Genomic DNA, 14437 nt, shown 5'->3' with positions numbered 1-14437 from the left:
TGTTGATTCGATGAGTATGAGTCGACGGCTTATAAGTAGCCTGCCCGCTATTAAGGAATGGTGCGGGTCACGACATCGGGCGGCACATAACTCATATGACGATTGAGTCTTTTTTCTAGCATTCTAAAAGTGAACAAAATCACCCAAGACAGCAGTAGATAGACGATACCTGCCGCAAAGAATAATTCCATCAAGGTATAAGTCCGCGCGCTAATAGTCCGCGCGACCCCAGTGATATCCATCAAAGCAATCGTCGACGCCAAGGCACTGCCCTTGAGCATAAAGATAACTTCATTGCTGTACGCAGGTAAGACAATACCAAAGGCTCGCGGTAAGGTAATGCGGGTCAGACGTTGCCATCTCGACATACCGATAGCGTCTGCCGCCTCCAGCTCACCGACCGGAATATTCTGAATAGCGCCGCGAATAATTTCCGCGGTATAGGCACTAGTATTGAGGGTAAAGGCGATTATGGCACACCAATAAGCCTGGCTTAGTACCGGCTCCCAGAGCCAAGACTCGCGCACGGACTCAAATTGACCCAGTCCATAATAGATTAAGAAAATTTGTACCAGCAGCGGTGTACCACGAAAGAAGAAAATATAAGCGAAAGGCAGCGCCTGCACCAACCAATTATTCGATAAGCGCAGTAAAGCCAATACCAAACCAAAAAACAGCCCGATAATGCCAGAAAATAACACCAATTGAATGGTGAGAACAGAGCCGCCCAGTAAGTCTGGGATATGCTCAAAAATAACTTGCCAATTCCAGTCCATAAGTCCCTCTACCCTGATATCGTCTGACGAGTGAGTTTTTTGGCGTAGCGAGCGGCAGGATTTGCGCGCCACTCAAGCCACATCATAAAGCCCGTGATCAGGACGGTCAGTCCTAAATAGATAATGGCCGCGGCCATGTAGAAGGTAAACGGCTGCTGCGTCGATTGGGCAGCGCGTGAAGACTGATACATAATATCCTTGAGACCCACGACCGATACCAAAGCCGTATCTTTGAGCAGGACCAAAAATAGATTGCCCAACCCTGGCAAGGCAATGCTCCAAACCTGCGGCAAAGTAATGCGCCAAAAAGTCTGTAGTGGCCGCATGCCAATAGCTTGAGAGGCCTCTTTTTGCCCGATTGGAATCTCTTGGATCGCCATCCGAAAGATTTCGGTCGCATAGGCGCCAAAAGCAATCGACAACGCCATCACCCCGCCCCAAAAGGCGCTGATTTCGACATAGTCGGTATAGCCGAAGGTCTCCAAAATGCTCATGAGCAAAATGGAGCCGCCATAGTAAATAAAGAGGACGAGCAGCAGCTCAGGAATCCCGCGCATCGTCGAGGTATATACCGTCGCAAGCTTACGCAGTATCCAAATCTTGGACAGTTTGGCGGTCGCACCGAGCAGCCCCAGCACCATACCAAAGGCTAGGCTGGTCATAGCAAGCTTGATAGTCACGACAGCGCCGCTTAGTAATAAGGCACCAAAGCCTTGTAAATCAAACACGGTTATCTACTCAAGAGTAATTGGGGCTATGGTAGGAAATATCAGCACCACATCCTATGCGGTGGCAATCTGACAGGCCACTTATAAATCGATACTTATACTGGTAAACACTACTCGATTAGCAGCGCGCGTGATAGCAAAATGATCTAAAAGTAGACAGTCTATTCGCCAAAATGTTTGGCAAATATCCTTAAGATAGCTGGCTGGATCGAAATGATGCGTGATTTTATCATAGATGACTACCCGATAGTTAATAGCAAATATCACCCAGCGCAGCGCCTACACAAAAGTTTATCAGCTCGCTTATAACCCCGTAAATATCTGACCATGTTTAGCAAATAGCAGGGCGCGTATTGCTATCGCTACCCTACTCTCGCGACCGTCTGGAGATAAAAAAACCCCGATAAAAGCCATCACTTCTATCGAGGTCGCAAACTCTTAGCCTATTAAGCTAATCAAGCAAGACTGGAGCATACTTTGGCAAATATTCTGCCGTAGCCTACCGTCTTAATTGACCAGATTATTTAGCGTCGACGTCGACTGCATCGCCTTCTTGCTCAACTACGGCATCTACTTCACCCGCAGTCACAGTATTGTTGGTGGCCGTTTGTGCAGCAGCCGTGGTACTAGTGCCGAAATAGCGATCTGTGATTTCATCGTATTTACCACTAGACTTTAGCTCGCCTAGTGCAGTATTGAACTTCGCAACTAAAGGATCGCCTTTTCTGAAGGCAATACCCATAGCATCGCCATCTGGTGAGGTGATTTCAGCGCCTTTAATTTCATAGCCTTGGCCCGCTTCGGTTTTTAACCAATCCACACCCGTCACTTTATCGGACATCATGACGCGAACACGGCCTGAAGTTAGGTCAAGATAAGCGTTATCTTGGGTATCATAAAGTTTGATATTAGCTTCAGGATGGCTGTCTTGCAGATACTGGGCAGAGACGGTCGCACGCTGCGAGGCTACTGGAATACCTTTAAGGCCATCAACGTTGATGTCATCGCCTTTTTTACCGATCAAAATGATACCGCTATGGAAATACGGGTCGGTGAAGTCAACCACTTCTTGACGCTCAGGGGTGATCGACATACCGGCGATGATGGCATCAAATTTCTTAGCATTTAGACCTGGGATAAGACCATCCCAATCCTGCGAGATGATTTCACACTTGGCTTGCATCTGCTCACATAGAGCATTCGTCAGGTCGATTTCATAACCAATCACATCGCCATTAGCATCGGTATAACTAAAAGGCTTGTAGCTGGATTCGGTAGCAATCTTCAGATTAAGCGGAGCGGCATCGGTAGTCGCATCAGCGGTTGGCGCAGCATCGGTTTCAGCAGCTTGCTTATTACAAGCGCTTAGCATTAATACTGAAGCGCCTAATGAGGCTAGCATTACTGATTTGATAGACATTGAAAGTGGGGTCATGGGGTTTCCTTAATAGGCATAAAGACGCTTAATGCATTATATAGCGCTGCCGCAGCGTAGCCGGCACAGTCGGGCTTAATCGGTATTGCGAGAAAGACGCCAATCCTGCTAATGAGCTTTGCGTATAGCCACAATATATAATAGTTAAGCGCTTCTTTTGTAGGGGTACGGATTAATAGCCCTCAGCGCGTAGGCCAATAAGCTATCAATCCGGGGTATAAAATACGGGCTAGCAGTTTACCAACTCGGCACTAAAATAATTATTGACCGAAGTTCGCTTGCTCAATTTTAGCCAAAGTACCGTTTTGACGGATTTCATCCAAGGCTTTGTTAAAGTCTTCTTTTAAAGCATCGCCTTTACGCACAGCAATAGCGATGTTGTCATCATTGTCGATCTCATCGCCAACGATACCAAAACCTTCAGGGTTGTCTTTTAACCAAGCTACTGCAGAGACTTTTTCTGCCAGTACTGCATTGCTACGATCTGATTTTAAATCTAAGTAAGCGTTGTCATAGTTGTCATACAACTGCACGGTTACGCCGTTTTTGCCTTCATAATTATCCTGCAAATAAGCGCCTGGCGTGGTTGAGCGCTGACCGCCCAATTTTACGTTGGCGATGTTTTTTGGATCAAAGCCACCGTCTTTTGGAGCTAGCCAAACCATAGTGTTGGCAAAGTACGGTTCAGTAAAGTCTACTTTTTCTTGACGCTCTGGGGTGATCGACATGCCCGCCACTACCGCATCGTATTTTTTAGCCAATAGGCCAGGAATAATACCGTCCCAATCTTGAGCGACGATGTCACATTTGGCTTGCATCTGGTCACATAGGGCTTGGGCTACTTCGATATCATAGCCACCAAGACTGCCGTCAGAGTTGGTGAAGTTAAACGGAGGGTAAGCGCCCTCAGTAGCGATACGGATGGTTTTAGTAGGCGTGTCTGTAGCTGCACCATCGGCTTGTGCGTCGGTCTTTTCTTCAGGAGCCTGGTTACAAGCGCTTAGAGCTATAGCAGTCGAGATGGACAAAGCTGACCATAGAAGACGAGAAGTTACCATGTTAAATTCCTTTAAGGCGGCTAGCATGGCCATCCCTTGGCAAGGTATGCGACAAAGATAATGGCAAATGCTAACGAATCGTTGCAATATGTAATCAAATTGATAATACCTTAGCGCATTATCAAAAACAAACACTTTAGGGTTAGCGGGTCATTATGTTGTAATGAGATGAGTGTATAGCCTAATTATTTGCCTATTAAGGGGTATAAAGCAAGGCTTCATACATCATTAACGTTGTCCGCTAACATAGCTTGGGACAGATTGGATTGATGCCATACAGACCCTACTCTTGTAAATGCAAAAAAGACAGATACTAGGATCTGTCTTTCTCTACTAGGTCTAAGCTAAAAGCTTTAAAGGCCAGTCACTCTAACGATGCGAGCCCATAAAGTCACGTACCCGATCCGATTTTGGATTATCAAACACCTGCTCAGGCGTCCCCATCTCTTCAATACGGCCTTGATGTAAGAACACCACTTGGCTAGAGACTTCTCGGGCAAAGCGCATTTCATGAGTCACGATTAACATCGTCCGACCTTCTTTTGCCAGATCGCGCATGACCGCTAGCACCTCATTGACCAACTCAGGATCTAGCGCTGAAGTGGGCTCATCAAATAGCAAGACGCGGGGCTGCATCGCTAAAGCACGAGCAATAGCAACGCGTTGGCGCTGGCCACCGGACAGATTGGCAGGATACGCATCTTTTTTGTCTAATAGACCCACCTTCTCTAACAGTTGCTCCGCTTCGCTAATAGCTTGGTCTTTTTTAATTTTTAGGACTTGCGTTGGCCCTTCAATAATATTTTGCAAAATGGTACGGTGTGGCCACAGATTGAAGTTTTGGAATACAAAGCCTACGCGCGCACGCAGTTGCTCTAACTGGCGATTATTGACCGCTTGCAACTCACCCGATTTACCAGGTTTCAGCAGCAGCTTTTCGTCGCCCAAGATAATATCGCCTTTATTAGGCTTTTCTAACAGATTGATACAGCGCAATAAAGTGGATTTACCCGAGCCCGAAGAACCCAAAATAGAGATGACATCGCCATCATAAGCGGTCAACGATACGCCTTTTAAGACTTCGAGCGAACCATAGCTTTTATAAATATTATCAAGCGTTAGGGCAATTGGGCGATTAGCAGTATCGGACATGGTGTCAATAGATTCCATCGAATGAGTTTTTGAGACGTGCCGCAAAGTAGCGGGCCTAATTATAGGAGAAGAGTGTTATGACTAGCCAATAGTCAATCCGGCCTATTGTCGCTTAAACAGGGGGGAAAAGGCAAATACTCTATGTAGTCAATTCTATAGTCAGTCCTGTTTAAAACGGGTACTTAGCGAGTCACTAATATAAATTTTCTGGCTAGAAGTCATTATATGACTGAGGCAGGCGCAAACTTATACCAGTGACTCTGTGTCAAATCTTGAGTGGACTGACTATATAGCACTAATGCCGTGATAAGCCTAGTCCAGCGACCCCTCAGCCACTAAAAAGCCGAAAACGCTAGGCTTTCGGCTACTGTAAATTATTATCAATTATAAAAAATACTGGCAACAGCTTATTAATTCCCGCTAGGCAGGATGGCTTAATAAACCAACACTGTTAATTAGTAGACCAGTACTCTTAATTAGTAGAAATGTGCTCTTCAGTTTCTGTACCATCTAATACGTCATCACCACTAGCGACAGCGACATCACCGGTGTCTGCAGCTTCGGCAACCGCTACATTATCTCCTGCTACGCCTTCTTCGATATGGTCATGATCCATGCCTTCGTGATCCATATCATCAGTGGCCACGGCCGTCGCATTTTGCTCAACCTGAGTCTGCGCATCTGGCTGTGCATTCGCATCGGCCTCAGCAGTAGCCGCTTTTTTATCGCCACAAGCCCCTAGCAATAACGCCACCGCTAAAGTAGGAAGAATAAGAAGCTTCGTAGAACGAATATTTAATACTTTGGTCATCAGGTATTCCTTGTTAGGAAAAAGAGTATAAAAGCTTTCCATAGGCGGGCAGCAACAGGACACTTACTAAAAAACTTACTATAAAGATAATTATGAATAAGCGCTTTAAATAAGCTATTGATCCACCATACCGCTAGGAAAACTTAACTTTTTAGCGAGCTTCTACAGCAAATAGTTGTAAAGAAGCTCGGCTTATTTTAACTTAAATTTAGTCTTTCTCACATACCTTTTAACTTGGACTACCATAGACCCCAACAAAAATACGCTAAAGGCTATTTTCTGTTTACGAAACCGCTACTCAGCACGGATTTGCCTTTACTATCCGCACCATCTGCTCTATGTTAATGGCAACCTTCTTATTTTAAAACCATTACTGCAAAACCATTACTGCAAAAAAACATTCAACATAATAGCAAAGGAGACTTTAATGACGACCACGACCATTACTGATATTACCGCTTATATGCAGCAAGTTGGCCAACAAGCTCGCGAGGCTTCACGTCTACTCGCGGCAGCGAATACGGGCACCAAGAATGCCGCCTTAATGGCGATCCATGAGGTATTACTCGCAGCTAAGGACACTATTCTAGCGGCTAATAAAATCGATATGGATAATGGCGAAAAGAATAATCTAGACGCTGCCCTACTCGATCGTTTGGAGTTAAATGAAGACCGCTTTAACGGCATGCTGCAAGGTCTAAAAGACGTCGCTGCGCTACCCGATCCTATCGGTGAAGTCTCCGACATGACCTTCCGCCCCTCTGGTATTCAGTTGGGCAAAATGCGCGTCCCACTAGGCGTGGTCGGTATGATTTATGAATCGCGTCCCAATGTCACTTTAGAGGCGGCCTCACTCGCGCTTAAATCAGGCAATGCCATCATCCTACGTGGTGGCTCTGAAGCATTTGCGTCCAATCAAGCTATTGCTAAGTGCGTGTTAGAAGGCCTACAAAAAGCCGGTCTGCCTGAGCATGGCGTGCAAGTATTACAGACCACTGACCGTGCGGCTGTCGGCGAGCTCATCACCATGACCGACTATGTCGATGTCATCGTACCGCGTGGTGGCAAAGGCCTAATTGAACGCATTAGCCGTGATGCCCGTGTCCCCGTCATCAAGCATTTAGATGGCAACTGCCATACTTATATCGATGCCGATGCTGACCCTGAAATCGCTATCAAAGTGAGCGTGAATGCAAAGACCCATCGCTACGGCACTTGTAATACCATGGAGACCTTGTTGGTAGATACAGCGGTCGCGGAGCAACTGCTGCCTAAGATTGCTGAAGCTATTATTGCCGCCGATGACAATATGCAATTGCGTGTGGATGGTACAGCGAAAGCTCTGCTACAAGACAACGCCAAACTCGCCGGCCATGTGAGCGACGCTACCGATGCAGACTGGGATACCGAATATCTTGCGCCAGTCCTCGCTATTAAGGTCATTGATGGGCTAGATGCCGCTATTGCCCATATCAACAAACACGGTAGCCACCATACCGACGTTATTATCACTGACAACTATACCAAGTCGCAGCGCTTTATCCGCGAAGTCGATTCCGCTAGCGTGATGATTAATGCTTCTAGCCGTTTTGCTGATGGTTTTGAATATGGTTTAGGGGCTGAGATTGGTATCTCTACTGATAAAATCCATGCACGTGGTCCCGTAGGTCTCAATGGCCTTACCTCACAAAAATGGATCGTTTACGGCCATGGTGAAGTGCGCGGTTAGTCCCCACGGCTACTTTTTAATCAAGGATAAGGGTAAATTTAACCTTACTTAGTCCTTCATTTACTTCAATCAACGTCAGCTTTGTGCTGGCGTTTTTTATTGCCTACTAATTTGTAATCGATCTGCAATAATCGACGAATGGCTGTATATGAGAATCAGTGGTAAATAGCAGCCGACTTATTAATGATAACCATACTAATTCATTTTTATTTTTTAAGCTTTGCTCTCTTACTTATGGTTCATAACTGAGCTTACCTGCTGATAGTTTTATAAAAATTTTTCGCCCTTCTGTTTCTCTATAGCAGCATTGCAAACTGTAGCGTACCTCTTTTGCGGCCTCAGTAATTTTACAGCCCCTTGAACTCGTCATCGATATTTAAGTATTTATTTAAATTTAATTAAATATATAAACATAGTTATTACAATGACATATCCTGAGTAAGACTCCCCTCACAATTGTAATTATCGATTGTTCTACACTAGCAGCGCTTTATTCGGCCCTCTCTTTTCAACTTCTCAATATGGCTGCTGATGTTATGGACAATAAGTACTTTGCGCAAGACAACCGCCCTTATTTCATAGACTCGCTACTCACGTGGACTCACGAAGCTGAGCGTACTGTCCAGGCGAATATCGACCTGCCGAGCACTACTCTCAAAACGATTACCTATAATTTTGCGACCAGCCCTAATCAAGACGGCAATGCCATCGAACATGGCTTACCACAAAACTTCCGCAGCTTTAACAGCACAGAAAAAAATGTGGTCCTATCTGCATTAAAGGATTTTGAGCAAGTGCTTAACGTCAAGTTTGTAGCGTTCAACGAGGCACAAATGACCTTTTTTATGGATGACTTAAGCAATAGATATGGTACTGAGGGCAGCCGCTATACGGGCTATGGTCAAACCGGTGGCGATGTACACTTTAATAGCAGCCGATTTAATAACATCGACCTTAAGCTGGATGGCTCGCTCGGGGTTTATACGGTATTGCACGAGACCGCGCATACTTTGGGGCTCAAACACCCGCATTATCAAGGGCCTGATGCCAATGACCCTTGGCCCACCCTACCTACTAGCGAAGACCATGTGAGTCATACCATCATGTCTTACGACCGTACGGGTGGCGAGTCGGTACTGGGCGATTTCGACTTAGCAGCGCTACAATATATTTATGGGCCGAGTACTCAGCAACACGCGGGTGATGATACCTATCACGTCACTGACCACTATATTTGGGATGGCGCGGGCGTCGATCGTATCGATTTATCGGGAGCTTGGACCAATACCACCCTCAATATGAGCGAGGGCCAGTGGAGTCATGTGGGTAATAAGAGCTCAAGTATCTTGACAGCAGGCCAGATGTTTATTGGCTATGGCACCAAGATTGAGAAGGCTACCGGCTCTGAATTTAGCGACACCATCACGGGTAATGACTATGACAATACCATTCACGGGATGGCGGGTTACGATACCTTGCGGGGCGGTGCTGGCAATGACTATCTGAGCGGCGGTACGGGCAAAGACACCCTGTTAGGCGGTAGCGGTAATGACGTCTATATCGTGGATAACTATGATGACCGCGTGCTTGAATACTCAAAACAAGGCAATGATACCGTCTATAGTACGGTGAGTTTCCGTTTGCCAGAATACGTCGAGAGTTTGTATTTAAATAAGGGCGGCATCGCTATCGGTAACGCTTGGCATAATAAACTGGTGGGCAATGCCGAGGACAACCAGCTCTATGGTTTAGCGGGTAACGATACGCTTTATGGCAATGCTGGCGATGATGCTATTTATGGTGGTCGCGGCCAAGATACGATGAGCGGGGGCTCGGGCAAAGATGTGTTTATCTTTGAGTCCCAATACGATTCGAGTACCAAATTAAGTCTAAGCGACGTGATTACGGACTTTAAATCGGGCGAGGATAAAATCAGTCTGTCGGCGATAGATGCCAATGTGAATGCTAGCGGTGACCAAGCCTTTAAATTAATCAGCGCCTCAGCCAGCTTTAGCCAAGCGGGGCAGGTAAAGTTCGTCGATGGGGTCTTATATGGCAATAATGACAGCGATGCTGCTGCCGACTTTGCGATTCGCCTATTGCATGTCGATTATCTAAATTATTCGGATATTATTTTATAGCCTTATAGCTAGCAAATGGCGTAGCGTGGATAAAATCCTACATCCTCCCAATAAACTTAAGGACTTACAAAGATTGTGTAGGCTGAGGCTGTAGCCCAGCAAAACTATAGATCTATAGCTCATCTCTAAATCTGGCGGGTTACGCTACGCTACGTCAAAATCGTTGCTTTGAATGTCCTTATTTGAATGGCCCTATATGGACGGTTTACCTAACCGCCCAACCACCCTCGACTTAAACCACACTCTTTCCAATTGATTTCCACCTGATCCGTGAGAATACCAATAGGATAGCTAAACGAGCCGCCGCCGAGATAAAGCTCATCGCCGAGCTTATAAGGCTTGTCTTCGAATACTAGCGTTTGTTTTTCCTCATCCCAAGAGAAGGACGTATCGGCCAATACCAACAATAAACTATTTTCATCCGTCGGTAAGCTGTCTTTATCTCGTGTTAAAACCAGACAGTTTTGGTAGGCTCGCAAATAGCCTGCATTCATCGCCGTAAACCTACCCATCTGCGGAGTGGGTGACCAAGTGGCGATTTGCAAAGGTTGCTTTATGGGTTCGGGTTTAATAATGGCGGCAGGCTCAGGGACTTCTATTTTCCCAATCGCAGGTGTCTCTAGAGGCGTCTCTAAAGCTTGGCTTGCACAACCGGAAATTAATAAAGCCGTTAATACTGACCCGAATAAACTTAGATGATTTGACAATAAGTACTCCTATGAATGTAGAATTAAATATAAATAAAATTTTGCGCAAGGTCGCGTAGGCTGTGGCTTTAGCCCAGCAAAACTCTAAATCTGGTGGGTTACGCTACGCTAACGCCACCCTACGTCAAAAATAAAAATTATTCTTAGCCATAAAAAAACCGCCTAGCCAATTAAGCTAAGCGGTTTTTTATGCTTAAGAACTGACTAAAAGATTACTGGTTTTTAGCATATACAGGCAATTTCTTGCAGATAGCTTTGACTTTTTCACGAGTCTCAGCGATGACCGTTTCATCACCACGGCTGTCTAATACGTCACAAATCCAACCCGCTAGTTCACGAGAGTTGTCTTCATTAAAACCACGAGTCGTCGTAGCAGCCGTACCGATACGGATACCAGAAGTCACAAATGGTGATTTAGGATCGTTAGGCACAGCGTTTTTATTGACGGTGATGTAAGCTTCGCCAAGCCATTTGTCGGCTTCTTTACCGGTCATTTCTTGCTTGATTAGGCTGATTAGCATCAAGTGGTTTTCAGTACCGCCAGAGACGATGTCATAACCGCGCTCTTGAATCACTTCCGCCATAGCTTTAGCGTTTTTCACGACTTGCTGCTGGTAAGTTTTGAAGTCATCTTGTAGGGCTTCTTTAAAGCAGACCGCTTTGGCAGCGATGGCATGCATCAATGGGCCACCTTGGTTGCCTGGGAAGACCGCAGAGTTTAGCTTTTTCGCCAACTTGTCATCACGCGATAAGATCAAACCAGAACGTGGGCCACGTAAAGTTTTATGCGTAGTCGTCGTGACCACATCAGCGAAAGGTACTGGGCTTGGATAGACACCACCAGCGATTAGACCGGCTACGTGAGCCATATCGACGAACAGATAAGCGCCTACTTCGTCAGCGATTTCGCGGAAACGTGCCCAATCAACCACTTGTGAATAAGCAGAGAAACCAGCGATGATCATCTTAGGCTTATGCTCACGCGCTAAGCTTGCAACTTGCTCATAATCGATTTCGCCCGTTTCAGTATTTAGACCATACTGAACAGCTTTATAGTTGATGCCAGAGAAGTTCACATGGGCACCGTGCGTCAAGTGACCGCCCGCATCTAAGCTCATACCCAAGATAGTGTCGTTGGCGTCTAATAGCGCCAAAAATACCGCTGAGTTCGCTTGTGAGCCAGCATGTGGCTGGACGTTGGCATATTCAGCACCGAACAACTCTTTGGCACGGTCAATAGCCAATTGCTCAATCACGTCGACATGCTCACAACCGCCGTAGTAGCGCTTGCCAGGGTAGCCTTCTGCGTATTTATTCGTTAAATCTGATCCTTGGGCTTCCATTACCGCTTGTGAGCAGTAGTTTTCTGAAGCGATCAGCTCAATATGTGACTCTTGACGGCTACTCTCAGCAGTCATGGCTTCGTATAGGGCGGGATCAAATTCTTGGATAGAGATGTCTTTATACATGGTTGAGTCCTATTGGCGTTAGAAAAGTCCGATGATTTATTATTGCGAGGTAACTTAAGCATCATCTAGAGTCGGCGTTTAGGGCAGCAATGATGCGTCTAAACAAAAATACACTTACAAAGAAGAAGAGCGACCATTGTACTTTGGGGTACAGTCGATAAGTCTGACGCCATAACCGCTTTGTGGGTACTAGACCCTACCTAAATAATGTCAGTTAAGCCCTAAGTGTAACATGAAATTTACTGAGTAGAGGGCAAAAAAGAACTTGCTTAGGCTGACTCTTTTTAATGTATATCAGTCACTCGCAAAGAGAGTTTTATGAGTCATCGATATTGAGTCAGAAATACTGGCAGTAGCTTTTATAAAAGGGCATAAGTATAGATATAAAAGTGCATAAGTATAGAGGTGAACAAGACTGGCTATAAATATTATCCGAGCTCACATCACAGATTGGCGCATAACTAGCCAGAACTTAGCCAACACCTAGCCAAGATTTACGGAAAAACGCGGTAAAAAAGTTTCACTAATTAAGAGAGGTCGACCATACCAATCGTAGCGGGTCTGCCGTTGCCAGCCTTGATCGGTCAAACTCACCCAGCGCTGATTGGGCAAAGTACGTTGGCGTTTAAATAAGACGTAGCCAATAGGCGTACCTTTTAATTGCTGTAACCGTCTGGCCTCGCCCTGCAAACTGGGTAAGGGAAATAAGCTTTGCGCCGCTACCCAGGGGTCCTTATCATTCCCAAACAATAGGACTTCACGTACCCAAGCTTGCATCGGTCGATTGAGACTGGCCCCTTGATAGCCGAGTTGGCGTTTTTGCGATAGCGTTAACGGCCGATAGCCTTCAAAGGTTCGCTGTACCCGTAATGGCTGCCCTGCCCTCGCCTCTAACAATGCCGTTAATGAGCCATCAGAATACAGCCAAGGCTGTAAACCTGCAGGAGTCGTATCGCCACTTAAGCTAGCCGTGAGGGTCTGAGCTGTGGCTGATTGGGTTAATAAAAGATTCTTAGGGCATTTCAGGGTCATGGTACTGGCTGCGTCTTATGGTTTATCAGTTTTTATAAAGGAGGGTAGTATTTTCCTACCCCTTAAAAGCGGGCATATTGTCCTCATTAAAAGGCAACGCTGCGTGGGCCTGCTCACGGTACTGGCGCATATGCTCACGGTCTTGCTCGCAGAAATGACCAATGGCAGGCACAAACCGCGCATCATAAATGCGATGTAGAGAATGCGTGGCGGTAGGCACAAAGCCCCGAATCAGCTTATGCTCACCTTGAGTACCAGGGTCAAAGTAGTCTAACCCTTGAGCGATCGCAAACTCAATCCCTTGGTAATAACACAGCTCAAAATGCAGGCTATCGTACTCGCCGAGAGCGCCCCAATAGCGGCCATATAAAGTAGAATTTTCACTGCCTAACGTGTCGCATAAAAATAAACTGCTGGCGATAATCTCACCACGCTTGTCCAACGCCTGCGCTAACATCAAATGCTCGGGCAAGCTCGCGCCCAATTGGGTGAAAAAGTCTGCGGTTAAATAAGGGTGCTGACCACGCACTGCATAGGTCATCACGTAGCAATGGTAAAACGCCGCCCAGTCTGCTTCCGTAATCTCATCGCCGGTCTTGAGCCGACACTCCAGCTCTTGCTTAGCGACTTTTTTACGCTCGCTGCGGATGGTGCGGCGTTTTTTCGCCGTCAACGTTTGCAAAAACTCATCAAAACTTGCAAACGGTTTACCCTCATTCATTAAGTTTTGATTTTGCCAAAGGAACTGACAGCCTTGCCGCTCAAACAGTTGCTGCTCAATGATGGACTCATTCATATCCGTAGCGGCAGCCAGTAATACCGGTTCTATATCACGCATCATAGCGGGACTAGTGGCTATTTCTGCCATCTCTTCGCTCACAAACAAGCCATGCCAGCTCGAGGCTTTGACCTGAGCAGCGATATCATCCACGCCCGCTAGCGCCGCAATCAAAATGTCAGCACTGAGCTCAATACCCTCGGCCAACCATAAGCGCTGGCCGGTAATAGGCGTATAAGGAATACTGGTCACCAGTCGCGGATAATAGTCTACCCCGTACCTAGCAAAGGCCTCTGCCCAAGCATGGTCAAAGACAAACTCACCGCGGTGATGGCCCTTAACAAACAAAGGCATTACAGCGACCAATCTAGTCTCGTCAGCACTGCTATTATTCTGATAAACCGTAATAAAAATAGGCAGCCAGCCAGAGTCACCGCCAATAGCTTCGGTGTCGCTCAGCGCCTGCCAAAAGGCAAAAGACATAAAGGGCGTATCGGGGACTTGCCAAGCCGTTTGGCTCTGCCAGTCCGTATCTTGCGTCAAAGCGTACGAGTAAGTCATAAGCACAGCATAAAATATTTTTAATTAGAATACGTTTAGCCTACCAAACCTTACATATTT

The 14437-nt window shown here is 46.2% G+C and carries 12 protein-coding genes; 2 read left to right on the top strand and 10 right to left on the bottom strand.

Features of this window, described 5'->3' with window-relative positions; genetic code table 11:
• Positions 1-50: 50 nt before the first annotated feature.
• The 6 genes from ACZ2XM_RS05315 to ACZ2XM_RS05290 all read right to left on the bottom strand — a co-directional run bounded on the left by ACZ2XM_RS05315 (position 51) and on the right by ACZ2XM_RS05290 (position 5960).
• Positions 51-776, bottom strand: coding sequence for an ABC transporter permease (locus ACZ2XM_RS05315; RefSeq protein ID WP_490587332.1), 726 nt, complete (start codon positions 774-776; stop codon positions 51-53).
• A gap of 8 nt (positions 777-784) precedes the next feature.
• Positions 785-1504 (bottom strand): ABC transporter permease, encoded by a 720-nt coding sequence (locus tag ACZ2XM_RS05310; RefSeq protein ID WP_490587331.1) that lies wholly within the window; start codon positions 1502-1504, stop codon positions 785-787.
• A 520-nt stretch (positions 1505-2024) separates the two neighbouring features.
• Positions 2025-2939: a transporter substrate-binding domain-containing protein gene (locus ACZ2XM_RS05305; protein WP_490587330.1), complete on the bottom strand. Its 915-nt coding sequence runs from the start codon at positions 2937-2939 to the stop codon at positions 2025-2027.
• Between the two features lie 260 nt (positions 2940-3199).
• Positions 3200-3997, bottom strand: coding sequence for a transporter substrate-binding domain-containing protein (locus tag ACZ2XM_RS05300; protein ID WP_490587329.1), 798 nt, complete (start codon positions 3995-3997; stop codon positions 3200-3202).
• Between the two features lie 369 nt (positions 3998-4366).
• Positions 4367-5149, bottom strand: a complete 783-nt coding sequence (locus tag ACZ2XM_RS05295) for an ABC transporter ATP-binding protein (RefSeq protein WP_490587328.1) — start codon at positions 5147-5149, stop codon at positions 4367-4369.
• Between the two features lie 472 nt (positions 5150-5621).
• Positions 5622-5960, bottom strand: a complete 339-nt coding sequence (locus ACZ2XM_RS05290) for a hypothetical protein (RefSeq protein WP_490587327.1) — start codon at positions 5958-5960, stop codon at positions 5622-5624.
• Positions 5961-6387: 427 nt separating this feature from the next.
• On the opposite strand from ACZ2XM_RS05290, the gene ACZ2XM_RS05285 reads away from it, so the two are divergent.
• Both ACZ2XM_RS05285 and ACZ2XM_RS05280 read left to right on the top strand, forming a co-directional pair.
• Positions 6388-7689: a glutamate-5-semialdehyde dehydrogenase gene (locus ACZ2XM_RS05285; protein WP_490587326.1), complete on the top strand. Its 1302-nt coding sequence runs from the start codon at positions 6388-6390 to the stop codon at positions 7687-7689.
• Positions 7690-8225: 536 nt separating this feature from the next.
• Positions 8226-9830, top strand: a complete 1605-nt coding sequence (locus ACZ2XM_RS05280) for a M10 family metallopeptidase C-terminal domain-containing protein (RefSeq protein ID WP_490587325.1) — start codon at positions 8226-8228, stop codon at positions 9828-9830.
• A gap of 209 nt (positions 9831-10039) precedes the next feature.
• Here ACZ2XM_RS05280 and ACZ2XM_RS05275 read toward each other — a convergent pair whose 3' ends face one another.
• The 4 genes from ACZ2XM_RS05275 to ACZ2XM_RS05260 all read right to left on the bottom strand — a co-directional run bounded on the left by ACZ2XM_RS05275 (position 10040) and on the right by ACZ2XM_RS05260 (position 14377).
• Positions 10040-10537, bottom strand: coding sequence for a hypothetical protein (locus tag ACZ2XM_RS05275; RefSeq protein WP_490587324.1), 498 nt, complete (start codon positions 10535-10537; stop codon positions 10040-10042).
• Between the two features lie 212 nt (positions 10538-10749).
• The gene (gene glyA / locus ACZ2XM_RS05270; protein ID WP_490587323.1) at positions 10750-12006 is read right to left on the bottom strand and encodes a serine hydroxymethyltransferase; all 1257 of its coding nucleotides are present in this window, start codon (positions 12004-12006) and stop codon (positions 10750-10752) included.
• 483 nt (positions 12007-12489) lie between these two features.
• Positions 12490-13038 carry a chorismate--pyruvate lyase family protein gene (locus ACZ2XM_RS05265; RefSeq protein WP_490587322.1) on the bottom strand — a complete coding sequence of 183 codons (549 nt, stop codon included), beginning with the start codon at positions 13036-13038 and terminating at the stop codon, positions 12490-12492.
• Between the two features lie 55 nt (positions 13039-13093).
• Complete coding sequence (locus ACZ2XM_RS05260) at positions 13094-14377, bottom strand: GNAT family N-acetyltransferase (RefSeq protein WP_490587321.1); 1284 nt, start codon at positions 14375-14377, stop codon at positions 13094-13096.
• Positions 14378-14437 lie beyond the last annotated feature (60 nt).

This window comes from Psychrobacter sp. CoH-33_TS_01, assembly GCF_058189395.1.
This window is presented reverse-complemented; position numbering and strand designations above follow the sequence as displayed.

Bases quoted from the DNA above. Each gene is read 5' to 3' on its own strand.
- ACZ2XM_RS05285 (WP_490587326.1), top strand. From the start codon at position 6,388: ATGACGACCACGACCATTACTGATATTACCGCTTATATGCAGCAAGTT.
- glyA (WP_490587323.1), bottom strand. From the start codon at position 12,006: ATGTATAAAGACATCTCTATCCAAGAATTTGATCCCGCCCTATACGAA.
- ACZ2XM_RS05260 (WP_490587321.1), bottom strand. From the start codon at position 14,377: ATGACTTACTCGTACGCTTTGACGCAAGATACGGACTGGCAGAGCCAA.
- ACZ2XM_RS05280 (WP_490587325.1), top strand. From the start codon at position 8,226: ATGGACAATAAGTACTTTGCGCAAGACAACCGCCCTTATTTCATAGAC.
- ACZ2XM_RS05290 (WP_490587327.1), bottom strand. From the start codon at position 5,960: ATGACCAAAGTATTAAATATTCGTTCTACGAAGCTTCTTATTCTTCCT.
- ACZ2XM_RS05315 (WP_490587332.1), bottom strand. From the start codon at position 776: ATGGACTGGAATTGGCAAGTTATTTTTGAGCATATCCCAGACTTACTG.
- ACZ2XM_RS05305 (WP_490587330.1), bottom strand. From the start codon at position 2,939: ATGACCCCACTTTCAATGTCTATCAAATCAGTAATGCTAGCCTCATTA.
- ACZ2XM_RS05295 (WP_490587328.1), bottom strand. From the start codon at position 5,149: ATGTCCGATACTGCTAATCGCCCAATTGCCCTAACGCTTGATAATATT.
- ACZ2XM_RS05265 (WP_490587322.1), bottom strand. From the start codon at position 13,038: ATGACCCTGAAATGCCCTAAGAATCTTTTATTAACCCAATCAGCCACA.
- ACZ2XM_RS05300 (WP_490587329.1), bottom strand. From the start codon at position 3,997: ATGGTAACTTCTCGTCTTCTATGGTCAGCTTTGTCCATCTCGACTGCT.